The 20,439-nt window shown below is 58.3% G+C and carries 18 protein-coding genes and 1 tRNA gene; 14 read left to right on the forward strand and 5 right to left on the reverse strand.

Annotation, left to right across the window (positions count from 1 at the left end; all coding sequences use genetic code 11):
- Positions 1 to 30 precede the first annotated feature (30 nt).
- Positions 31 to 414: a phage holin family protein gene (locus tag AC5RE1_RS05035; RefSeq protein ID WP_179370043.1), complete on the reverse strand. Its 384-nt coding sequence runs from the start codon at positions 412 to 414 to the stop codon at positions 31 to 33.
- 77 nt (positions 415 to 491) lie between these two features.
- On the opposite strand from AC5RE1_RS05035, the gene AC5RE1_RS05040 reads away from it, so the two are divergent.
- From AC5RE1_RS05040 to AC5RE1_RS05050, 3 genes are all read left to right on the forward strand, one after another.
- Positions 492 to 830 carry a glutamate-cysteine ligase family protein gene (locus tag AC5RE1_RS05040; protein ID WP_480939264.1) on the forward strand — a complete coding sequence of 113 codons (339 nt, stop codon included), beginning with the start codon at positions 492 to 494 and terminating at the stop codon, positions 828 to 830.
- A gap of 54 nt (positions 831 to 884) precedes the next feature.
- The gene (locus AC5RE1_RS05045; protein WP_179370041.1) at positions 885 to 2,378 is read left to right on the forward strand and encodes a glycoside hydrolase family 32 protein; all 1,494 of its coding nucleotides are present in this window, start codon (positions 885 to 887) and stop codon (positions 2,376 to 2,378) included.
- 284 nt (positions 2,379 to 2,662) lie between these two features.
- Positions 2,663 to 4,666: a sucrose-specific PTS transporter subunit IIBC gene (locus tag AC5RE1_RS05050; protein WP_493938424.1), complete on the forward strand. Its 2,004-nt coding sequence runs from the start codon at positions 2,663 to 2,665 to the stop codon at positions 4,664 to 4,666.
- Between the two features lie 135 nt (positions 4,667 to 4,801).
- Here the strand turns inward: AC5RE1_RS05050 and AC5RE1_RS05055 are convergent, their stop codons facing one another.
- A complete protein-coding gene (locus AC5RE1_RS05055) occupies positions 4,802 to 5,839 on the reverse strand; it encodes a LacI family DNA-binding transcriptional regulator (protein ID WP_179370039.1) in 1,038 nt (345 codons plus the stop codon).
- A gap of 411 nt (positions 5,840 to 6,250) precedes the next feature.
- Between AC5RE1_RS05055 and AC5RE1_RS05060 the strand changes: the two genes are divergently transcribed.
- Together AC5RE1_RS05060 and ptsP are read left to right on the forward strand one after the other, a co-directional pair.
- Positions 6,251 to 6,517, forward strand: coding sequence for an HPr family phosphocarrier protein (locus AC5RE1_RS05060; RefSeq protein WP_006680507.1), 267 nt, complete (start codon positions 6,251 to 6,253; stop codon positions 6,515 to 6,517).
- 2 nt (positions 6,518 to 6,519) lie between these two features.
- The gene (gene ptsP, locus AC5RE1_RS05065) at positions 6,520 to 8,205 is read left to right on the forward strand and encodes a phosphoenolpyruvate--protein phosphotransferase (protein WP_179370038.1); all 1,686 of its coding nucleotides are present in this window, start codon (positions 6,520 to 6,522) and stop codon (positions 8,203 to 8,205) included.
- 81 nt (positions 8,206 to 8,286) lie between these two features.
- Here the strand turns inward: ptsP and AC5RE1_RS05070 are convergent, their stop codons facing one another.
- Positions 8,287 to 8,910 carry a superoxide dismutase gene (locus tag AC5RE1_RS05070; protein ID WP_006680505.1) on the reverse strand — a complete coding sequence of 208 codons (624 nt, stop codon included), beginning with the start codon at positions 8,908 to 8,910 and terminating at the stop codon, positions 8,287 to 8,289.
- 266 nt (positions 8,911 to 9,176) lie between these two features.
- Complete coding sequence (locus AC5RE1_RS05075; RefSeq protein WP_179370037.1) at positions 9,177 to 10,121, reverse strand: DUF808 domain-containing protein; 945 nt, start codon at positions 10,119 to 10,121, stop codon at positions 9,177 to 9,179.
- A gap of 244 nt (positions 10,122 to 10,365) precedes the next feature.
- Here AC5RE1_RS05075 and AC5RE1_RS05080 point away from each other — a divergent pair, with 244 nt between their 5' ends.
- The 6 genes from AC5RE1_RS05080 to AC5RE1_RS05105 all read left to right on the forward strand — a co-directional run bounded on the left by AC5RE1_RS05080 (position 10,366) and on the right by AC5RE1_RS05105 (position 19,123).
- Complete coding sequence (locus tag AC5RE1_RS05080; RefSeq protein WP_493938425.1) at positions 10,366 to 12,069, forward strand: DUF7059 domain-containing protein; 1,704 nt, start codon at positions 10,366 to 10,368, stop codon at positions 12,067 to 12,069.
- A gap of 114 nt (positions 12,070 to 12,183) precedes the next feature.
- The gene (gene topA, locus AC5RE1_RS05085; RefSeq protein ID WP_179370036.1) at positions 12,184 to 14,913 is read left to right on the forward strand and encodes a type I DNA topoisomerase; all 2,730 of its coding nucleotides are present in this window, start codon (positions 12,184 to 12,186) and stop codon (positions 14,911 to 14,913) included.
- A 137-nt stretch (positions 14,914 to 15,050) separates the two neighbouring features.
- Positions 15,051 to 15,902 carry a dTMP kinase gene (gene tmk / locus AC5RE1_RS05090; RefSeq protein ID WP_179370309.1) on the forward strand — a complete coding sequence of 284 codons (852 nt, stop codon included), beginning with the start codon at positions 15,051 to 15,053 and terminating at the stop codon, positions 15,900 to 15,902.
- Positions 15,902 to 17,173 (forward strand): DNA polymerase III subunit delta', encoded by a 1,272-nt coding sequence (locus AC5RE1_RS05095; protein ID WP_179370035.1) that lies wholly within the window; start codon positions 15,902 to 15,904, stop codon positions 17,171 to 17,173. Before tmk ends, AC5RE1_RS05095 begins: the two co-directional genes overlap by 1 nt.
- 48 nt (positions 17,174 to 17,221) lie before the next feature.
- Positions 17,222 to 18,868 (forward strand): alpha/beta hydrolase, encoded by a 1,647-nt coding sequence (locus AC5RE1_RS05100; protein ID WP_493938426.1) that lies wholly within the window; start codon positions 17,222 to 17,224, stop codon positions 18,866 to 18,868.
- Positions 18,869 to 19,050: 182 nt separating this feature from the next.
- Positions 19,051 to 19,123: transfer RNA gene (locus AC5RE1_RS05105), tRNA-Thr, on the forward strand.
- On the opposite strand, the gene AC5RE1_RS05110 is transcribed toward AC5RE1_RS05105, so the two are convergent.
- Complete coding sequence (locus tag AC5RE1_RS05110) at positions 19,079 to 19,435, reverse strand: helix-turn-helix domain-containing protein (RefSeq protein ID WP_493938428.1); 357 nt, start codon at positions 19,433 to 19,435, stop codon at positions 19,079 to 19,081. The two genes, AC5RE1_RS05105 and AC5RE1_RS05110, sit on opposite strands and share 45 nt — an antisense overlap.
- 77 nt (positions 19,436 to 19,512) lie before the next feature.
- Here AC5RE1_RS05110 and AC5RE1_RS05115 point away from each other — a divergent pair, with 77 nt between their 5' ends.
- Genes AC5RE1_RS05115 through AC5RE1_RS05125 form a run of 3 tightly spaced genes read left to right on the forward strand, consistent with a single transcriptional unit; the run spans position 19,513 to position 20,300 of the window.
- The gene (locus AC5RE1_RS05115) at positions 19,513 to 19,761 is read left to right on the forward strand and encodes a helix-turn-helix domain-containing protein (RefSeq protein WP_493938427.1); all 249 of its coding nucleotides are present in this window, start codon (positions 19,513 to 19,515) and stop codon (positions 19,759 to 19,761) included.
- Positions 19,748 to 20,044 (forward strand): hypothetical protein, encoded by a 297-nt coding sequence (locus AC5RE1_RS05120; RefSeq protein WP_006680496.1) that lies wholly within the window; start codon positions 19,748 to 19,750, stop codon positions 20,042 to 20,044. Before AC5RE1_RS05115 ends, AC5RE1_RS05120 begins: the two co-directional genes overlap by 14 nt.
- A 37-nt stretch (positions 20,045 to 20,081) precedes the next feature.
- Positions 20,082 to 20,300, forward strand: a complete 219-nt coding sequence (locus AC5RE1_RS05125) for a hypothetical protein (protein ID WP_131367597.1) — start codon at positions 20,082 to 20,084, stop codon at positions 20,298 to 20,300.
- Positions 20,301 to 20,439: the final 139 nt, after the last annotated feature.

A 20,439-nucleotide genomic window follows, 5' to 3' on the forward strand; every position in this document is an offset into this window, starting at 1 on the left:
GGTTCACATTGTCATCTGACCGAACGCGGACTACTTGTCCTTCTTTGCGCCAATCAAGCCGGCAACAAGAGACGAGACGATTGCGGTGATGACAGCACCAAAGAAGCTTGCCCAGAAGCCACCCGTTTCAAAGGGAATGCCAACGGATGTTGAAAGCGCGCCGGTCAGCATGAACAGCAGGGCGTCGGTAACGATGGCGAACAAACCGAAGGTCAGGATGTACAGGGGGAAGGTCAGAACCTTCACTAAAGGTTTGATCAGGGAGTTCACCAGAGTGAACATCAAGGCGATCACCGCAAGGGCGATCAGAGTGGAGGCTAGTGACGTTCCGTCGGTGAAATTGATCGACGGCACAATCAGAGTCGCGGCCCAGATGCCAGCCATGGTTGCAATGAGTCGAAGTATAAATTCCATACTTCCAGTCTGCCTGCGTTCCAGCTTTTTCGCATCCGCAGGCGGATTTTCGCGGGCGACATTCCGGATCTCCACGCCTGCCGACCGCTGGCTTGCCACACCTGTTGGATTCGTGGGAGCAGGTCGAAGATCTTGAGGAGCGTTTGAAGCGCGCGGGCGGGATCGTGAATTTCAACGAGGTTCGCTGGGATGTTCGCCCATCGCCGGGCTGTGGAACGATTGAGGTTCGCTCGTTCGATTCGGCGACGAATATGACGGAATTACGGGCCTTGTCCGCGCTTGTTCACGCTTTGGTTGAGACGGTGTCGCGTGATCTTGATCGTGGGGTCGCGCCTGCGGTGCTGCCTCGCGAATTGCTGGAATTGAATAAGTGGCGTGCTTCCCGATTCGGGCCGACTGATTCGAGGTGTGTGTAAAGGTATGACCGAAAGCCTCTGTCAAACGAGTGACATACTTGCTAGTCTCGAAGAATGACTGAGGATTTCCTGGCTTTTGCACTCAATGCTGAACGTCGCTCTCACGCCTGCGAAGACGCGGACTACCCCCAATTTCATGTCGCTCCGCCAGTTGGGCGCCTCAATGATCCGAACGGCCTGATCAAAGTTGGCGACACTTACCACGCCTTCTTCCAGTACACCCCGGAGTATCCGAAGAAGCTTGTTTACTGGGGTCATGCGACGTCGAAGAACCTCGTGAACTGGGAATACCTGAAACCTGCGATCCTGCCCGACACTCACCAGGACGCAAACGGCGCCTACTCCGGTACTGCGATCGCGACCGAAGAGGGCGTGGAACTCTGGTACACGGGCAACTACAAGGATCCTCAGACCGGTGAGCGCGAAGCGACCCAGTGCGTCGTCATCACGTCCGACATGAAATCGTTCACCAAGCTTGTTCCGCCGATTATCGGCCATCAGCCCAACGGCTATACCGCTCACTTCCGCGACCCGCAGGTCTGGGCCGATCCCGAAGTGCCGGGTAGCTACCGCATGCTCCTCGGCGTGCAACGTGAAAACGAAACCGGCGCCGCCCTTCTCTACCGTTCGAGCAACCTGCGTACCTGGGAATGTGAAGGAGAAATGACCTTCCCCGATGCGAACGGCACATTCGACGCCTTCGGCTACATGTGGGAATGCCCGAACCTCGTTCGCCTGAGCGATGAGGTCAGTGGTGAAGTCCGCGACGTCCTCATCTTCTGTCCCCAGGGCATCGCCCCCGACGTCGAAGGCTACGAAAACATCTTCCCCTGCATTTACATCGTCGGAAAACTGGTCGGCACAGAATTTACCGAGTGTGACGGATCATTTACCGAGCTTGACCGCGGTTTCGAGTTCTACGCTCCCCAGGTCTACGCGCGTACTGACACTGCGTGGGGTGCATGGAGTGACGAGAAGCCCGCGCTTCTTGTCGGCTGGGCCGGCAACGCCAGCGAAGATGACCAGCCCTCGATCGAAACCGGAGGGTGGGTGCACTGCTTGACCTCTCCGCGACAGCTGGTGTTGGTTGACGGCGTGCTTGTTCAGCGTCCCTACCTGCCCGGCTTGCCGCTGTCATTCGACTCCGAAGTGGAGACTCTCGCGGGTTCGCGTTCGTGGAGGTTCTCAGCTGACGTCGAGTTCAACGCACCTTCCGCTACTTCATCCGACGAGGCCACCTCCATTACGTTCGTCATCGGCTCAAAGGGGGCGGGAGTGAATGTGACACTGAGTCCGTCATCCCTGACCGTTGATCGCTCCGACTCGCGTTACTCACATGGAGATATACGAACCGTGACCCTCGCGGATGAAGAGTCGGAGCATATTGAGATCATCCACGACCGGTCTCTCACTGAAATCTTCCTCGGAGATGGTCGCAAGGCCTTCACCTTCCGCTCCTTCTTGAACGGTGAAGCAGCTGGGCTCGAAGCGCGATGTGAATCGTGTTCTGTAACTCTGACAAACATATGCAGGGCTCGTCTGGACTGAAAGGTGTCCGCGCCAAGTAAAGGGTGGCATGTGAGATGTGTGCGCGGCCTCGTGAATCGACAATCTGGGTGGGCTTCGGCTGGAATGTGTCCGCAGGTCATCACTGCTGAGGTGGTAAGCGCACATTTTTGCGCGTCAGTTCGGCGAAAAGTCCACATAACAATGAGACAAAAGCCCTTGCGCTGAGGCGTATGGCGCACATAGTATGTCAAACGATTGCTATATAGCCCGGTAGTGAACGACGACGTTGTACACGCGCCTGGCCCACCGAGAAAGGAACGTGGATGGCAATGGATTACGCCAAGGTGGCGTCCGAAGTTGTAGAAGCGGTCGGAGGTGCCGATAACATCAGCGCAGCCGCACACTGCGCAACCCGCCTGCGACTCGTTATTGTCGACGAGTCTAAGATTGACCAGGCTGCCCTCGACGCGAATGGAGACCTCAAGGGCACCTTCGCAGCAGGTGGCATGTTCCAGATCATCGTCGGTCCCGGCGATGTCGACAACGTCTACCGCAAGATGGTCGAAAACCACTCCGTCCGCGAGGTCTCCAAGGATGAAGCTAAGGAAGAAGCCGCAAAGTCCGGCAACCTCTTCTCGCGCTTCATCAAGATGATCGCTGACATCTTCGTTCCAGTCCTCCCCGCCCTGATCGCCGGCGGTCTGATGATGGCTATCAACAACGTTCTGACCGCTGAAGGCCTTTTCGGCGAACAGTCCGTCGTTGGAATGTTCCCGGCCATCGCTGACTACGCCTCCCTGATCAACATGATCTCGTCGGCAGCATTCGCTTCGCTGCCTGTCCTGGTTGGCTTCTCCGCTGCAAAGCGCTTCGGTGGCAACGTCTACCTCGGTGCGGCAATCGGCGCGGCAATGATCTCCTCCGACCTGCTCAATGCATGGAATACCGGTGCGGCACTTGCCGGCGACGCAGAGGTTGAATACTGGCACCTCTTCGGCATGGAAGTTGCCAAGATCGGCTACCAGGCGCAGGTCATCCCGACCCTCGCCGTCACCTTCGTCATGTGCGTCATCGAAAAGTGGCTGCACAAGCGCCTGTCCGGCACCGTTGACTTCCTCGTCACCCCGCTGGTCACCATGCTTCTCACCGGCTTTCTTGCATTCATCGCAATCGGCCCGATCACCCGCGTTCTCGCAGAAGGCATCACCAACGGCATCAACTGGGGTTACTCCACGCTCGGCCCAATCGGTGGCCTGATCTTCGGCTTCTTCTACTCGCCGATCGTCGTCACCGGCCTGCACCAGTCCTTCCCGGCAGTTGAAATCCCGCTACTCCCCGTTAATGGTGGCATCGGTGACTTCATCTTCCCGATCGCCTCCATGGCAAACATCGCTCAGGGTGCTGCAGCCCTCGCTGTCTTCCTGAAGGCCCGCGATGCCAAGCTGAAGGGCCTCGCCGGCGCCGGCGGCGCGTCCGCAGTCTTCGGTATTACCGAACCCGCAATCTTCGGTGTCAACCTGCGCCTGCGCTGGCCCTTCTACGTCGGCATGGTTGCTGCAGCAATCGGCTCCGCCGGCGTCGCACTCTTCGACGTTCGTGGCCAGGCACTCGGTGCAGCAGGCTTCGTCGGCTTCGTGTCGATCATCCCGAACGACATCCCGATGTACCTGCTCCTTGAAATCCTCGTCTTTGCCCTATCCTTCGGTGCCACCTTCGCCTATGCCTCAACGCGAGGCAAGGTGGACTTGGCCGAAGGTGGCGCAGTCGCAGCATCCGCCGATTCTGCCGCCGCAGCTGCACCTGCAGCTACTGGCGTCGCAGAAGCCAAGATCGTTGAATACGCCGAAGGCGCAGACACCGACTACACCATCACCGCACCTCTCGCCGGTGAAATCATCCCGCTCGAGCAAGTCAAGGACGAGTCCTTCGCCAAGGGCATGCTCGGCCCGGGCGCAGCAATTATTCCCGCCGGTGGCGTAGTCGTCGCACCGTTTGACGGCAAGGTCACGGTCGCATTCGAGACCGGCCACGCCTACGGCCTGAAGTCCGCATCCGGCATGCAGGTCCTGATCCACATTGGTATGGACACGGTCAAGCTTGAAGGCAAGTGCTTCACCCCCCGCGTCGCCAAGGGCGACATGGTCCGTCGTGGCGATGTCCTCGCCGAGGTTGACTGGGACGGTATCCGCGCAGCCGGTTACGACACCATCACCCCGGTTGTCGTCACCAATAAGAAGAAGTTTGACTCCGTCGAGCTTTCCGGCACGGGCACCGTTTCCACGAACGATACCTTCCTTGAGGCACAGCCGAAGGAAGTAACTGCCTAATCGGGTTTTATTCCTGACACGTGACGGGGAGAAGGTTACGGCCTTCTCCCCGTCGTGTGTGTGATCTGAGTGCGAATAATGAAGGGGCACTGACGGTTGTCAGTGCCCCTGATTCGATTGAAATGAGATGTGTGCTTACGCGGTCCAGCCTTCAATCACAGTCACTGGGAACTCGTAGCTTCCGCCAGTCGCTCGGTCGTGAGAATCATCGGATGTGTCGGCAGAGCCGTGGGCCTCGCTGCTAGTTTCACCGTTGATCTGCGCAAGCAGGATCTCGACGGCCTTGCGGGCAATCAGATCGAGGGGCTGGCGTAGCGTGGTCAGTCCGGGAAGAGCGCGGTGAATAGCCTGGGTTCCATCGAAGCCGATGATTCGCAGGTCGCCTGGAACGGTCAGGTTGTGCAGGCGTGCCCATTCGAGGACCTCGGCCGCGGCCAGGTCATCGGTGGCGAAAACGCCATCGATTTCTTCGGCGACAGAGTTGAGGCATTCATTGACGGCCAGTTGGCGGATCGCAGAATCCGTGTGGAAGGGAACTTCCAGAATGACCGGTTCAACGCCGTCTTCGCCAAGGGCTCGACGATATCCGTGCTCGCGCAGGTTCTTCGGGTGCGAGCGCGAGGTCAGCAGGGCCGGTCGGTGGCAGCCTGCGTCCAACAAGCGCCTGGTGGCGTCGTATCCGGCGGTTTCGTTGTTGCAACGAACGTTAGGGATCCGGGGTGAGAGCTCGCGGTCGATGGTGACCAGTGGCATGCGTATCGTTTGGTATTCCTCGAGCGCTTCGTTGTGTGCGCCAGAAATAATACCGTCGACTCGATTTCCAACCAGTAGGTTCAAGTAGTCGCGTTCACGGTCCGCGTGTCCCATCGAGTTGCAGATAAGGATGCGGTAGCCCTGTTCGGCAAGGGCGTTTTCAATCTCGACGGCGAGTTCGCCGAAGAAGGGGAGTGCGACAGTCGGGACGATCAATCCGATGGTGTCGGACTTTTTGCCGTGGAGTGCGCGTGCGAGCTGGTTGGGACGGTATCCGAGTTTCGCGATCGCGTCGCCGACGCGGTCCTTTGTTGTCTGGGACAGGTATCCGCGGTTGTTGAGGACTCGCGACACGGTGGTCAATGAGACGCCGGCTTCTTTGGCTACGTCGGCCAGGGTGGGCTCGGAGTGTGACTTCACGGGTTAGGTCCTTGTTTTGCTGGCGGTCGTTCGGTTCATTTTAGATGTTGATGTGTGCAGACCATATGGACTTCTGTCGAAGTGTGAGCCTATTTACTGACTACTCATCTCGTCGCCTGTTGAACGTGTGCCTGACGCGCAGAATACTTGGTCAAGTCCGTGTTAAGCAGGCAAAAAAGGGGACGAGTCTGGGCATCTTGGTGCGGTGTGTAGTCGGCCCTCGGCTTGGCTGTGGGTGAGGAAAGTGTGGCCGGCCTCGTGAATGGGGAAGAAGGCGGAAGGCGCTGACGTGACAATGGTCGCGCAATTGCACCATGAAAGTGTGCTGACAGGCACGATAATTCCTTTTACGATAAAGGCAAGGGTCAATATGTCCAACGATGGACATACCCGGGTTGGAAGGAAAACCTCATGATCTCTCGTTCTGTTGTCATCGCCTCCTCCGTTGGTCTGCACGCGCGCCCCGCTGCCATCCTTGCCGATGCCGTTGATGAATCCGGTGTCGACATCGTTATCTCGTTCGACGGTGAAGAAGCAGACGCAGCATCGCTCCTCGAAATCATGACTCTCGGTGTCAAGCACGGCGACGAAGTCACCCTGTCCACCGAAGATGACAACGCTGGCGCTGTTCTCGACTCGCTGGCCGAACTGCTTTCGCGCGATCTCGACCAGGAGTGAGCATGAGCACCGGACACTCAGTCCTTCACGGAATCGGCGTCTCAGCCGGAACAGCCGCTGCTCCGGTAGCGATCGTGCGCCCAGCACCCGGCGTTGATACGAACGAACCTGCTTGCACTGATCCCGAGGTGGACGGTGCCCGTGTGCGCGAGGCTCTCGCAACAGTCAGCAACAGCCTCAAAGAACGTATGGAAACGGCTCCCGAAGAGTCGAAGCCGATCCTGAAAGCCACCGCCAAACTCGCGTCAGACCGCGGTCTGGCAAAGGGGATCGACAAGAAGCTGAAGAAGGGCTTCGGTGTGACTGCCGCAGTCGAAGCAGCTGTCGAAGAATACGCCGAAATGCTCCGCGGACTGGGCGGGTACATGGCGGAACGCGCCACCGACCTGTACGACGTGCGCGACCGTGCAATGTGTGAACTGCGCGGACTTCCGGCTCCCGGCGTTCCCTCATTCGATGAGCCTGTCATCCTGGTTGCTCGCGATCTGGCACCCGCTGAAACTGCAACCCTGAACCCTGAGAAGGTCAAGGGCATCATCACCGAAATCGGTGGCCCCACGTCGCACACCGCGATTCTGGCCGCTCAGCTTGGTATTCCGGCAATCGTGAAGGTTACCGGCATCCTCGATATCACCGAAGGGCACATGCTCGCCCTTGACGGTGGCGTCGGTGAAGTCATCATTAATCCGACCGACGAAGAAGTTGAGCTTCTTGAAGCGCGCTCGCGTCATCGCGCTACCGCGCTTGCCGGCTCGTCCGGTGAAGGTGCGACCTACGACGGCTACAAGGTCAAGCTTCTCGCCAACATCGGCACGGTCGATGACGCTGAACGCGCAGCTAAGTTCGACCTTGAAGGCTCCGGCTTGTTCCGTACCGAATTCCTGTTCCTCGATCGCGCGGATGCGCCTTCGTTAGAAGAACAGACGGAAACCTACACCAAGGTTCTCCAGGCGTTCGGTGACCGTCGTGTTGTCGTGCGCACGCTTGACGCCGGCGCCGACAAGCCACTGTCGTTTGCGGATCTTGGCAAGGAAGAAAACCCGGCGCTTGGCCGTCGCGGTTTGCGCCTCTGCCAGGCTCGCGAGGACCTGATTGATACGCAGCTGACTGCTTTGGCTGCCGCCTACGAGGCCACGAAGGCTGACCTTTGGGTCATGGCACCGATGGTGTCCACACTTGAGGAAGCCCAGTGGTTCGCCGACAAGGCGCGTGGCGTGGGCCTGCCGAAGGTCGGCATCATGATCGAAGTTCCCGCGGCCGCTATCCGCGCAGACCAGATGCTGTCCATCGTTGACTTTGCCTCGATCGGCACGAATGACCTGACGCAGTACACGATGGCCGCTGACCGCATGGACGGCGAGCTTGCTCCGCTGCTCAACGCGTGGCAGCCGGCTGTCCTGCAGATGATCAAGTTCGCCTGTGAAGGTGGTCGTTCGACAGGCAAGTCGATCGGTGTCTGCGGTGAAGCCGGTGGCGACCCGCTGTTAGCGCTGGTTTTGACAGGTTTGGGTGTTGGCTCCCTGTCGATGGCACCGACCAAGGTGAACGCTGTTCGCGCCGCTCTTCGCCTGCACGACCTGGCGACCTGCCAGCAGATGGCTGCGTATGCGCTGGATGCTCCGACGGCTGAAGAGGGACGCAACAATGTCCTGAAGCTTGTCTCGCCGACGATGCTGGCGTTGCTCTGAGCACCCTCTGATTGAAGCACGAAGCCCCGGACCTCTACGAGGTCCGGGGCTCTGCTTTGTTAGTCAGAGACTAGGCAGGCGTCAGGCGACAACCAGGCCGGTGTACTGGGTGCGGGCGCGCTCGAAGCGTGCTGCGACGTCGTCCCAGTTGACGATGTTCCACCATGCCTTGACGTAGTCTGCCTTGACGTTCTGGTAGTCGAGGTAGAAGGCGTGCTCCCACATATCCAGCATGAGTAGCGGGACGGTGGCGACCGGGATGTTACCCTGCTGGTCGGTCAGCTGGAAGGTGACCAGACGGCCGGCGAGTGCATCCCATGCGAGGATGCCCCAGCCGGAGCCCTGCAGGCCGAGAGCCGCTGCTGCGAACTGGCCCTGGAACTTCTCGAAGGAGCCGAAGTATTCGTCGATTGCTGCGGCGAGTTCGCCTTCGGGGCGACCCTGGCCGTCGGGGGTCATGTTCTGCCAGAAGATGGTGTGGTTGGTGTGGCCACCGAGGTTGAACGCAAGGTTCTTCTCGTACAGGTTGATGGCGGCGAAGTCGCCGGATTCGCGTGCTGCTTCGAGCTTCTCAAGGGCGGTGTTTGCGCCACCGACGTAGTTTGCGTGGTGCTTGTCATGGTGCAGTTCCATGATTGTGCCGGAGATGTGCGGCTCGAGTGCTGCGTAGTCGTAGGGGAGCTCGGGGAGCGTGTAGACGGTCATTGCGTCTCCTTCGTTAGGTATTTATGGCAGTGCCGCGACTGCCGTTCACACTTTCGAGGGTACAGGGCTTTAGTCCCCTTTTGCTACGGGAACGGTGGAACATGGACGTGAGGTTTCAGCCATTGCCGGCTGGGAATAAAACGCGCGTTGGGTGCAACGGGTGTGGTTTCACGAGGCCGCGCCCGCCTGTCGTAGGTCTTGGCGCAATTGGTGCGCGAGCTCGCCTCTGCTGATGGAGGTGTTGCGTTGGGGCCTCGTCGATGCCCTCACTTGGTGTGGCGCACCCGCTTGATGACACTGGAAAACCCGAGCCAGATGTAGGCCAGGACGATGCCCCAGATCATGCCGAAGATGCCGGATTGGACGGTTTCGGCGGTCCATGCGGCGGCGCCACCGAGGTGTTCGACGTAGGAGACGCCGTGCTCGACGATGTGATGGAGCACGGTGAAGCCGAGGGTATTGAGGGAGGAGATGACGATGTGTCCGCCGACCCAGAGCATAGCGACCGTGCCGACGATTCCGATGACGGTGAAGACCTTCGGCATGACGGAAACGAGGCCTCGTCCAAAGCTCGCAATGCCACCTTTCTTTTCTGCGAGGCGTAGACCAAGGTCATCCATTTTGACCAGGACGGCGACGATTCCGTAGACGAAGAAGGTCATGAAGAAGGCGACACCGACCATGATGCCAACTTTGACGAGGTTGGAGGTGGTGGTGACGCCGGCCAGCGAAATAAGCATAATTTCCGCGGAAAGAATCAGGTCAGTGCGAGTGGCGGAAGAAACGATGCCCATCTCAATTTCTTCAGGAGTAACGGAGGTCGCTGAGTCCTTGTGGTCAACGTGTTCGGGGTAGAGGTGGAGCTTGGCGAGAGCTTTTTCTCCGCCTTCGAAGCAGAGATACGAGCCACCGATAATGAGGATGACAGGCAGAAGCCAGGGGGCCAGCCAGGTGAGGATCAATGCGACCGGCAGGATGATGGCGAGCTTGTTAATAAGGGATGCGCGCGCGATCTTCTTGATGATCGGGATTTCACGACTCGGGTCAAGGCCAGCTACATACTGCGGGGTGATGGCGGTGTCGTCGATGACGACGCCAACGGCTTTCGACGATGCTTTTGCGGCGCCGACAGCAATGTCATCGAGGGATGATGCTGTTGCTTTCGCGAGCGTGGCAATGTCGTCGAGAAGTGCGATGAGTCCGCCGGCCATGTTTGTCCTTGAAGTAGACGGTGTGTACGTCTCATCATGCCAGCGTTGGGGTGCCTGCGTGTAGCGAGGACGGGTGGGAGTGGGTGCGCAGGGAGTTGGTGCGTGGTTGGGTTGAGTACGATCGCTTTCCGCTGGTCGTTGGTGATTCAGTGACGAGGCCGCGCTTGTGGATACAAGTTTGCGTGTTCACAGGGCGCGGTTTGTGCAATTCGATTTGTCCATGGTGGCAACTAGTGTTGGTGTCATGAACGAATCCGAAGTGGCTGTTGCCAATACGCCGATCGTTGATCCGGCACTGATCGCGTGTCTGCACTCTGACTTTGATGATGCCGGCTGGAGCGTCGATGCTCTGAAGCAGGTTGTGTCGCAACGTGCTCTTACAGCCTTGGGGCGTGAACAGCGTGTGCCTGCGTTGGTTGAACTGCGTGCTCAGACCGCTCCGATCTCTGTTTTGACCAGGCTCTTCATGCTGGGCGATACGGTGGCGGGCCAGCAGCTGGATCAGGCACTTCCCACGTGTGGCGTCGCCGGTGCCGTGTCGCTGGGTCTTGTGCAACCCGTGGCCGACTCGAGCTCTCCGTCGCGCTACCGCGCGACGGTTGACCTGCGCCCCTACAGCGCTGTGATTCCCGACGTTATGGTCGGCGGTGGGTCAGATTCTGATTCGACTCGACAGCTGAATTGGTGGATTGCCTCGGATCTAACGTCAATGGTGACAGGCGGAGCTCTTCGCCCTGACCACGTGTTGGGTGTGGGTGGAGCATCCACCAGTCTGCTTGAGATGACGATCCGAAAGCCCTTTACGTCTGCCCTTGATATGGGGTGTGGTTGCGGAATCCAGGCGATGCACTTGGCAACTCATTGTGAACGTGTTGTGGCGACTGACCTGTCAGAGCGCGCGTGCCAGTTCACACGCTTTAATGCGGCGTTGAATGACATGCAGATTGATGTGCGTGCGGGTTCGCTTTTTGAACCCGTTGCTGGACAGACCTTTGATCTGATCGTGACGAACCCTCCCTTCGTTATTACTCCTGATGTTCTGCGCGGAGATGGCGACGATCTGCTGGAATATCGCGATGGCGGGATGAGTCGTGACGAACTAGTTCGCACCGTAATCCAGGCGGGCCCAGATTATCTGCTGCCCGGCGGGTATATGCAGATGATTGGGAACTGGGAGATCCCCGCGGATGTGGATCCCGATTCTGGGTGGTCAGATCGTCTGAAGCCGTGGTTCTCCGACCGGCCCGTGGACGCGTGGATTGTCCAGCGCGATGTCTTGGACCCCGCGCAGTACGTGGAAATGTGGCTTCAAGATGCTGATCCCCACGACGCGGATTCTGAAGCGGATGCTGAACTGGACATTGGCGAATCCGGAGTGATGGTCGGTGTCGAGGACCCTTCCGGCCTCGTAGATTCGAAGCGAGAAATCGCATACGCGAAATGGCTCGCCGACTTTGACAGTGCGAACGTCGGCGCAGTCGGCATGGGGTTTGTTGCCATGCGACGACTGGACGCGGACGAAGCGGGTGGCGCTCGCGGAATCCAGCACTTCGATCTTGAACTCACTGGGCGCAGGCCGTTAGGAGCAGATGTCGAGCGCACGTTGGATGCGTTGCGCCTTCCGGACGATCTTGGTGCGCTGACTCTGGTTCGTGCCGATGACGTGACTGAAGAACGCCACTTTGTTCCAGGTACCCCTGATCCGAACGTCATGATCATGCATCAGGGCAGTGGACTTGGACGATCCATCATGGTCGGTACCGCCGTGTCAGCGATTGTTGGGGCGTGCGACGGCGAACTAGAGGTCGGGCAGATCAGTGCGGCCGTGGCGATGCTCACTGACCGTGAAATCTCAGACGTTCGCGCGGAAGTCGACACTCCGCTTCGAGCCCTGATTCGGGCAGGAATGCTTGAAGTTGCGACGTGTAGCAAGCAGTCGACCGTCTAGTGGACTTTCGTTGACACCGAGTGGACAGTGCGCGAAATTTGCCGGGTCCGTTGTAAGGTCAGGCAAGCGCGACGATTTTCGTTAAATTCAAATTAGGCACCGAAAGGGTGAGTCATGGGAGCGTCAAAGCTGGTCATCGTGGAGTCTCCCGCGAAGGCTGCGACCATCGAGGGATACCTAGGTCCCGACTACCATGTGACCGCATCAATTGGGCACATTCGTGACTTGCCTCAGCCGAAGGAGCTTCCGACCGACATGAAGAAGGGCCCCTACGGTCGCTTCGCCGTCGATGTCGAGCACGGTTTTACCCCTTACTATGCGGTCAACCCGGACAAGAAGAAAAAGGTCACCGAACTCAGGCGTGCGCTGAAAGAAGCCGACGAACTCTTCCTGGCAACTGATGAGGACCGCGAAGGTGAAGCAATCGCATGGCACCTTCTGCAGGTGTTGAAACCGAAGGTGCCGGTTAAGCGTATGGTCTTCCACGAAATCACAAAGGAAGCGATTAGTCGCGCGCTTGAGAACACTCGTGAGCTCGATACGGCGCTCGTCGATGCGCAGGAAACCCGCCGAATCCTTGACCGCCTGTACGGCTACGAGGTCTCGCCTCTGCTCTGGCGCAAGATCCGTCCTTCCTTGTCGGCTGGTCGCGTGCAGTCAGTGGCAACCCGTCTGGTCGTGGATCGTGAACGTGACCGTATTGCCCACATTTCCGCTGAATACTGGTCAATCCAGACCCGCATCGAAGCAGGCGACGCGTTCAACGCGAAGGTCACGCACGTTGATGGTCGATCCATAGCAACAGGTTCCGACTTCAGCGAGAAGGGTGTTCTGAAGGACAAGTCGAAAAAGGCTGACGTCCTGCACCTGAACGAGACACTCGCTCAAGATCTCGCCACCGCGTTGAAAGCATCCACGACATCGGTTATTGATTCGGTCACGCAGAAGCCGTATCGTCGTCGTCCGGCAGCGCCGTTCACGACGTCCACACTGCAGCAGGAAGCCTCGCGAAAGCTGCACTGGAATGCCTCGTCGACAATGCGTACCGCTCAGTCTCTGTACGAGTCCGGTTACATCACCTACATGCGAACCGACTCGACTGTACTGTCCGGCCAAGCCATTGCCGCGGCTCGAGCGCAGGCCGCAGAACTTTACGGTGCCGCCTCTGTCCCCGAGAAGCCTCGTGTATACGGCAAGGTTGCGAAGGGAGCTCAGGAAGCTCACGAAGCTATCCGTCCCGCCGGCGATCACTTCCGTACCCCCGCACAGGTTGCAGGTCAGTTGAGCCGTCAGCAGTTGGCTCTCTATGACTTGATCTGGAAGCGTACGGTTGCCTCGCAGATGACCGACGCTGTCGGTTTTACCGCGACGATTCGTGTTGCTACCGACGTTGTCACATCCGATGGTGCGCACTCTGTTGTTTCTTCCGCCTCTGGCACGGTCATCACCGAGCCCGGCTTCCGTCAGGCCTACGAAGAAGGCCGTGACAAGGGTCGTTACGACGCTGAAAAGGACAGTGAAGCAGAAGCAACTCTGCCGAACGTCTCCGAAGGCGATAGTGCAAACGTCGTGGAAGCGATCGCTGAAAGACACGAGACTCAGCCTCCGGGTCGCTACACCGAAGCAACTCTGGTCAAGACTATGGAAGAGCGTGGCATCGGTCGTCCTTCCACGTATGCGGCAACGATCCAGACGATCGGTGACCGCGGATACATCACGCACCGCGGTCAGTACCTTGTGCCGACATGGTTGGCATTCTCGGTCATGCGTCTGCTGGAAGAGAGCCTGCCTGGATTGGTTGACTACGACTTCACCGCGTCTATGGAAACGGATCTTGACCGCATCGCTACCGGTGAAGAAAAGGGTGCTGACTTCCTCACCGGTTTTTACCTGGGTGCAAATGGCAAGGGCGATGAAGACGGCTTGAAGTATCAGGTCGAATCACTCGGCGACGATATCGATGCTCGCGCCGTGAACTCGCAGCCTGTCGGTGATGACGTGGTTGTTCGCGTGGGTCGCTATGGCCCGTACCTTGAAAAGGCTGATGGCACGCGCGCCAACCTGCCCGAAGACGTTGCTCCCGATGAGGTCAACGCCGAAAAGATCTCCGAACTGTTCGCTCTTGCTGCAGATGATGGTCGCGAGCTGGGTGTTGATCCGCAAACCGGTCACACACTGGTGGCAAAAAACGGCCGTTTCGGCCCTTACATCACCGAGATTCTTCCCGAACCGGAAGAAACAGAAGCCACGACTACGAGGGGGCGCAAGAAGGCTGCACCGAAGCCTCGAACCGCATCGCTGTTTAAGAGCATGGACCTGTCGACGGTGACCCTTGAACAGGCTCTCCAACTGCTTTCGCTTCCGCGCGAGGTCGGTGTTGATCCAGAAACGCAGGAAGTGATTACCGCTCAGAACGGTCGCTATGGTCCGTACCTGAAGAAGGGGAGCGACTCGCGCACGCTGGCGTCGGAAGAACAGTTGCTCACGATCACGGTGGACGAGGCTCTTGCGATCTACGCTCAGCCGAAAGTTCGCGGTCGAGGCGCTGCAAAGCCACCGCTTCGCGAGTTCGGTGAAGACCCGGTGTCCGGTAAGAAGGTCACGGTGAAGGACGGTCGTTTCGGTCCGTACGTGACAGACGGAAAAACGAACGTGACGGTGCCTCGTGCAGAAAGCGTCGAAGACCTGACCGAAGAACGTGCCTTCATGCTACTTGCCGATAAGCGTGCAAAGGGTCCGGCTCCGAAGCGAGGTCGTGCGACCGCGAAGAAGTCGAGCACAAAGAAGACCACGACACGTAAGACAACAACAAAGAAAACTGCTGCAAAGAAGACAACGAAGTAGTGGTCGACCGGTGCGCATCGGCAGGAACTGAACACCGGGGCCTGCAGTGACGTGCATGCGACGAACACATGTCTTCGTTCCAAAACAGGGCAGGTCATGCGACGATTGAAAGCATGACGGTAGACGGGAGTATGGGGATGAGCGCTGAGGGTGTGTTTATCACCTTCGAAGGTGGCGACGGAGCTGGAAAATCAACGCAGATCCAGCGCGTTCGTGACTGGTTTATCGAGCGTGGTCGTACCGTCAAGGTCACCCGTGAGCCCGGCGGTACCGATCTTGGCGTTCAGATCCGTCAGATGGTTCAAAACGGTCCCGAAGACATCGATCCTCAGACCGAAGCCCTACTGTATGCAGCAGATCGCGCCTACCACGTTGCTACCCTGATCCGTCCAGCTCTTGCAGCCGGTGAGGTCGTATTGGCTGATCGCTATATCGATTCGTCACTCGCGTATCAAGGGGCCGCTCGATCGCTTGGTGTTGACGAAATTCGTTCCCTGTCCATGTGGGCAACCCAGAGCCTAGATCCGACCCTGACCTTCCTGCTCGACCTGCCTCCAGAGGTGGGAGCCCGTCGTCGCACGGACGCACCCGACCGCATGGAACGCGAATCCATGGACTTCCATGAGCGCGTCCGCCACGAATACCTGCGTTTGGCCGATGCTGAACCTGAACGCATTATCGTGATCGACGGCGTTGGCACGCCCGACGAAGTTTTCTCCGAAATCCGTGGTGTTCTTGAAGAACGCTTCGGCTCTGGCGTCGTTCAACACGTGGATGATGAAACCGCCGTCGATCAACCTTCTCGACCGGTCGATAAATCTGCCGAACCGTTGACCACGGATAATGCGAAGGTGGCGTCGCACTCGGCGCCGAAAGCCAAGACAAAGTCCGGCGCTAAGTTTTCGAAGTCATCGAAGAAGAAGTCAATGCTTGGAATCCTCGCAGGACAGGCACCCCTGTGGCCATCCGCAGAAGAAGATAAAGCCTAATGGCGCTCCGTGGAGCACACGTCTGGGATGAACTCGTCGGCCAAGAAGCCGCCGTCGAGATCCTTCGAGGTGCTGCGCTAGGTGCGCGTGGCCTCGTCGATGGGGAACATGCGCACGCGTCTGTTGATCCCTCCCAGGCGGATCGCACTTCAGCCGGCCCCTCCGATGACGATATCGATTCGGCCGGCGATGACGCTTCTCGCGCGATGAGCCACGCGTGGCTGATTACCGGACCGCCCGGTTCGGGTCGTTCGGTTGCTGCCAGGGCATTCGCGGCAGCCCTCCAATGCACCGAAGCCGACATGGGTGCAGGACACTGCCCAGGTTGCATAACAACGATGAACGGATCGAATGCTGACGTGCACCTTGTGGCCACAGAAGCCAGCGTCATTTCTGTCGATACCGCGCGTTCTCTGGTTCTCCACGCTCAGTCAGCACCCTCGCAGGGACGTTGGCGCGTCATCATCGTTGAAGATGCGGATCGTCTGACTGAAGCCGGCGCGAACGCGCTACTGAAAGCCATTGAAGAACCGCCCGCTCGCACCGTCTGGCTCCTGTGTTCTCCCAGCCCAGAAGACATGATTACGACGATTCGTTCGCGTTGCCGTCACCTTGGGCTCCGTATTCCATCCGTGGAAGCGGTCGCTGACCTGCTTGTCAGGGAAGGCGTGGCAGACCGGCAGAGCGCGATCAGCGCCGCCCGCACCGCCCAGTCGCATATCGGGTTGGCGAGGGCGCTGGCGAAAGACCCTGAAATGCGTGAGCGCCGTCGTCAGATTATGACCGCACCGGTTCGCGTTCGCTCCGTGGGAGAAGCAGTTTTCGCTGCCGAAGGTCTTTTGAAGACAGCGCAGGCGCAAGCTGATGCGCAGACTCTTGAACGAAACGCGCGCGAGAAAGCAGCTTTGCTTCGCCAGCTCGGCATGGACGAATCCGAGCGACCTGACCGTCAGCAAAGAGTGATGCTCAAACAACTGGAAGACGACCAGAAGCGTCGTTCCAAGCGCGCTCTGACCGATGCGTTAGATCGTGCGCTCGTTGATTTGCTCGCGATCTATCGCGATGTGCTGATGGTGCAGTTGGGGACCGGTCAACAGTTGGTGAATGCTGATCTTGAAGATTTGGTTTACGAACTGGCGTCCGATTCGACGCCTCGTCAGACAATGGGTCGCGTTGCCGCAATTGAAGAAGCCCGCAAGCGCCTTGTGTCGAACGGACAGGCACTTCTTGTGCTCGAAGCGATGGCAGTATCGCTTCGTCCCCAGGCTTAACGTCAGCCCAAGCACTCACTCCGACGAGGACTCCCATATCCTTGTCCTATGATTGTGAAGTCGAAGCGTCGAATAGCGATTGTTGCGATTGTTGGCGTCGTTGTCTTGGCGTTGCCGTTCATTGTGAACGCGGCAATGCTCCTGATTAACAGCTTCCGCTATTCCGAGAGCTCCATCCGCCCCTCCGAACCGAACGCCGTTTCGGGCACATCGATCGATGATTTCTATCGTCAGACAATCAACTGGGGCGATTGCTCGACACAACAGATTTCCGACGGTTCGTCGGTGCCTCCTTCCGATCCGCAGAACTATCAGTGCGCAACGCTGTACGCGCCACTGGACTGGGACGAGCCCTCAGGCGAGCAAATTACGCTGTCGATCGCAGTGCATCGCAGTGGGGTCGAGGATGCTCCGGCGCTTTTCTACAATCTTGGTGGTCCGGGTGGCGCTGCCGTGTCGTCACTGGTCGGCCAAGTAAACGATGGTTTGGGCGATGCGGTTGTGAAGACTTATGACATCGTTGCTCTGGATCCTCGTGGCGTTGGCGCCTCGTCCCCCGCGATCTGCATGACGGATGCCCAGCGTGATGCCTACGCGACGGATGGCACGCTGGGCGATGGCGGGACTGCTGGCGAAGGTGTCTCCGGTCGCACTATGGATCCCGCTGAGATCATCGCGCACGCCGAAAAGCTGAGCGCCAGGATCGCCGATGGTTGCCAGCAACTGTCCGGGAACGTCTACAAGCACATCGATACGGTGTCCGTGGCGAAGGATTTCGACATGGCTCGTGCAATTCTTGGGCAAGAGAAGCTGAACTACCTTGGGTATTCCTACGGCACGTTCGTTGGCGCGCTCTACGCCGATATGTTCGCTGACAAGGTGGGGCGTTTCGTTCTTGATGGTGCGATTGATCCAGCGATGGATATCAACCAGGTGTCGGATCTTCAGATGGAAGGTTTTGAAGCGTCCGCGCGCCATTGGCTTGAAGAATGTGTTGCGGGGAAGGATTGCCCGTTCAGCGGAAGCGTTGATGACGCGGTCGCTGATCTTGTGGCCTTCCTTGATGCTGTCGCCGATCAGCCACTTGAGACTTCGGATCCTGACCGTCCGTTGACGCGTAATCTGGCGTTGACGGGAATTATTACGGGCTTGTATTCGTCCGATTCGTATTCTGTCCTCACCGAGGCGGTGCGCCAGGCGGTACAGGATAGCGACGGTTCGCAGTTGCTGTATATCGCGGACTTGTCCAGTGAGCGCCAGGATGATGGTACGTTCGCGTCGAATTCGATGGATGCGTTGATCGCGGTGAATAACGCTGATTATGAGCCGGTTGGCACCCCGGAAGAGTGGGCGCAGGCTGCTGAGAAACTGGCTGATACACTCCCGGTCTTCGGCACGGATGCGGGGTATGCGTCGGCCGGTCTGAGCGCGTGGCCGACTGATCATGCGGCTCGCCAGCCGGTGAGTGCGAAGGGGGCCGCGCCGATTGTCGTGGTGGGGACGACGCATGATCCTGCGACTCCGTATGTGATGGCGCAGAACTTGGCGTCTCAGTTGGAGTCCGGTGTGCTGGTCTCGGTTGAAGGCTGGTCGCACACCGCCTATTCGAAGAAGGCCAGTACGTGCGTGGTGGATGCAGTCGAAGGCTACTTGGTCGACGGGACAGTTCCGGCCAACGGTTTGAGTTGTTCGTGACCGCCTCCTGATTCACGAGGCCGATCGGCTCCGCCCCCCGGGTGGGATGGTCGTCGGATTGTGGGCGGCCTCGCATGTGAGGAATATCCAAACGGTTAATCTGGGTAGTCATTTGCGGCAAACCCGTGGCGCACACTATGGTTATACCGTTGTCCGAACGCCCCTGTGGGGATTGCGGACAGGCCACCTTAGCTCAGTCGGCAGAGCGATTCACTCGTAATGAATAGGTCGTGGGTTCGATTCCCACAGGTGGCTCTGAGTTGCCCCCGCGAGAGCGGGGGTTTTCGCATATCCGGGGACGAATGGAGCCGGTATCCAGCCACCCTCACAGTCTGGCTTGGGTAGCAAGTCGGACGTTTCAACATTCAGGTAGTTAGCAACGAGACTGAGCTCTTCAGCTGTCCATGCAACGTAGCCATTTAGTTTCCTGCTCATTGTTGCATGGGAGATTCCAATGGCGTCGCCCAACTCTTTCCGAGTGATGCGCTGGGCGAACATTTGCTGATTTACAGTCATGCCCAGTGCAAGATCGTGACTCAGCCGAGTTTCGTTTCTTCCTTGACTCATGTCTCAATAGTATCAGATGTGCACGTAATGCACAAGATGTGCTTGCATGTTTGAAAAGTGCGTGATTTGATATGCGCATGAATGTACATCAGATGCACAAACAGTACACAAGTGACTTGTTGACGGCTCGTGAAGCGGCGCAAATTTTGCCATCCACTTCCGCCGCAACCGTTTCGCGGTGGGCGCGCGATCGTCTTATTCCGTATGTGGAACTACCTAACGGGCGACGCTTTTTTGAGCGGGCAGACATTGAGAAGCTAATGACGCGCGTTCCCGTCCGCAATGAGGCCGTTCTGTCTGGCGGTGGGTTTGATGATGCCGAATAAACCAAGCCGGGAGTCATACGAGAGCCTTATCGCTTCGTTGCGCGATGCGGTGCGGGAAACCGAGGATACGGCCAGCGCGATTAGTAAGTTGTATGACCTCGTATGGGCTATCAAAGACGAGAAAGCCCTCCGCGAGATTCAAGCGCTGGCCGGTCGTATGTGCACTGCGGGCGCAAGCATTATGGAGTACTCAACGCGTATTGATTTGGCGATAAGTCTTGACACAGGCGTTATTGCAAGCGGTGAGGCCGTTCTGTCTGGTGGTGGGTCTGGTGAGTGCTGAGGCTGTTCAGTGGGCTTGGCGGGTTGAGTGTCGTCGGTTGAGTGACAAGTTGGTTTTGCTTCGGTTGGCGTGGAAGGCGGATGGCGATGGTGCTGTTCGTGTTGATCCGGCGTTGGTGTCGGGTGTGACGGGTTTGAGCTTGTCTCGTGTGGAAGCGTCTATTTCTTCTTTAGAGCGTTCGGGTCTTATTGAGGCTCGGCGGTGGTCTGATTCGGGCTGCTGGTCAGCCCGCTTGCTGTTAGGGGGCGCGTTGTGAGTTTGGAAGCGATTGAGTGGGCGTTTGGTTTAACCGACGGTATTGATGTGCTCGAAAAGATGGTCTTGTTGTCTTTGGCTGATGATGCTGGCGAGGACGGCTGGATGTTGTTGCGCTCGCTTGAGCGTCCAGCTCGCCG

The sequence above is a fragment of the Actinotignum sp. usb-actsch-rep-73 genome, from assembly GCF_059082735.1.

Excerpts from the sequence above, each read along its gene's own strand:
- AC5RE1_RS05035 (WP_179370043.1), bottom strand. The coding sequence starts at position 414 with ATGGAATTTATACTTCGACTCATTGCAACCATGGCTGGCATCTGGGCC.
- AC5RE1_RS05045 (WP_179370041.1), top strand. The coding sequence starts at position 885 with ATGACTGAGGATTTCCTGGCTTTTGCACTCAATGCTGAACGTCGCTCT.
- AC5RE1_RS05050 (WP_493938424.1), top strand. The coding sequence starts at position 2,663 with ATGGCAATGGATTACGCCAAGGTGGCGTCCGAAGTTGTAGAAGCGGTC.
- AC5RE1_RS05060 (WP_006680507.1), top strand. The coding sequence starts at position 6,251 with ATGATCTCTCGTTCTGTTGTCATCGCCTCCTCCGTTGGTCTGCACGCG.
- ptsP (WP_179370038.1), top strand. The coding sequence starts at position 6,520 with ATGAGCACCGGACACTCAGTCCTTCACGGAATCGGCGTCTCAGCCGGA.
- AC5RE1_RS05070 (WP_006680505.1), bottom strand. The coding sequence starts at position 8,910 with ATGACCGTCTACACGCTCCCCGAGCTCCCCTACGACTACGCAGCACTC.
- AC5RE1_RS05075 (WP_179370037.1), bottom strand. The coding sequence starts at position 10,121 with ATGGCCGGCGGACTCATCGCACTTCTCGACGACATTGCCACGCTCGCG.
- AC5RE1_RS05080 (WP_493938425.1), top strand. The coding sequence starts at position 10,366 with ATGAACGAATCCGAAGTGGCTGTTGCCAATACGCCGATCGTTGATCCG.
- topA (WP_179370036.1), top strand. The coding sequence starts at position 12,184 with ATGGGAGCGTCAAAGCTGGTCATCGTGGAGTCTCCCGCGAAGGCTGCG.
- tmk (WP_179370309.1), top strand. The coding sequence starts at position 15,051 with ATGAGCGCTGAGGGTGTGTTTATCACCTTCGAAGGTGGCGACGGAGCT.
- AC5RE1_RS05095 (WP_179370035.1), top strand. The coding sequence starts at position 15,902 with ATGGCGCTCCGTGGAGCACACGTCTGGGATGAACTCGTCGGCCAAGAA.
- AC5RE1_RS05100 (WP_493938426.1), top strand. The coding sequence starts at position 17,222 with ATGATTGTGAAGTCGAAGCGTCGAATAGCGATTGTTGCGATTGTTGGC.
- AC5RE1_RS05110 (WP_493938428.1), bottom strand. The coding sequence starts at position 19,435 with ATGAGTCAAGGAAGAAACGAAACTCGGCTGAGTCACGATCTTGCACTG.
- AC5RE1_RS05115 (WP_493938427.1), top strand. The coding sequence starts at position 19,513 with ATGAATGTACATCAGATGCACAAACAGTACACAAGTGACTTGTTGACG.
- AC5RE1_RS05120 (WP_006680496.1), top strand. The coding sequence starts at position 19,748 with ATGATGCCGAATAAACCAAGCCGGGAGTCATACGAGAGCCTTATCGCT.